General features: G+C 49.1%; 1 protein-coding gene. It reads right to left on the bottom strand.

Annotation, left to right across the window (positions count from 1 at the left end; genetic code table 11):
* The coding region (locus R7P35_RS25320; protein ID WP_318093160.1) for a lactate dehydrogenase at window positions 1-1,173 on the bottom strand (1,173 nt) is incomplete at both ends.

The raw sequence follows: 1,173 nt of genomic DNA, 5'->3' as shown, positions 1-1,173 counted from the left end.
GACGTGGCTCGTTAATGAAACTTTCGAACAACAGCTGGAAGCGATTTTGATAGAACTGCACATGGCGAGTTGTTGCAACGTTAAACCACTTTTCTGGTTCATTTTTATCGCCAGCAAGGTAGCAAATGCCTTTGTGGCTTTCGCCTTGACTGGAGATCGCCCAGCGATCGCGCCACCAACTCATGTAGGCAATATCCACTTTGCCAAACGGAGCGGTCATGTCCCAGCCAGCATCTTCTTCTACATACATCAGATCGACGTTTTTCTCTTGAATACGAGACAAACAAACGCTCAACGCTGCGGAGCGGAGCAGGGGATCTTGTGGCATGTAAATCGAAACCCGCTTGTTAGGGCAACACATATCAAGTACATGCAAATAGTGCGCGTACGAGGTGTAAGGAGGACGAACTAACGCGCCTTTCGATGGGTAATGGAATACCGATAAGTTACCGAGCGGATCTTCGACGTTACCACGAGCCAAAATCGTTTGGTATTTTTGGTCAATACGCTCTCTAAGGTGATTAGAAGGTTCCGCTGGTGGCTCACTTGCTTCCGCTGTGTACTCTTGAGAGACAAAACGAGAAACTTCGTCGTACGGGTTGTGATCCAGCGTCGCGATAGGTTCTTCATCCGAAGAGTAGTTCACGTGTTGGCAAAGAATGTAGCCCGAGTGCGCTTCACCAGACACAATCCAGTACACACCATTATTGCTGTGTGGCTGCAAGGCAATGTAGCTGGAAGCCAACTCGTAGTGACTGGCGTGATTAACCCAACGAGCATCAATGGTCGCGAGCTTACGACGACAACGACTGGCGATGTGGTCAACGTGATCATAAAACGTTTTTGGGTTGATGCTGAGTTTGCGGCAAATTTCGCGCACGGAATAACCGGTGAACAAAAGGCCCATCAGGTTTTCTTGAAACTGCAGCTTTTTATTGGCGCCAGACCATTTATCGACAAAAGTGCTTTGGCACGCTTTACAACGGTAACGTTGACGATCGCCACTGTAACCGAAAGCGTGATAGAGGTGTTTATGAGTGTGGACAGAGAGTCCGAAGTTGTCACACGCGTCGTTGCGACAAGCAGGTAACCCGTCACTGTGGACGTGTCGGAGGCGATGAAGTTCGTTCACGACATCGCGGTTGTTAAGTAAGGGGGGGAAAGCTCCACATT

It is taken from the genome of Vibrio sp. Vb0304 (assembly GCF_033338995.1).
GTDB classification, from domain to species: domain Bacteria; phylum Pseudomonadota; class Gammaproteobacteria; order Enterobacterales; family Vibrionaceae; genus Vibrio; species Vibrio alginolyticus.
Note: the sequence above shows the minus strand (reverse complement) of the source record. Positions and strands in the feature narration are given on the sequence as shown.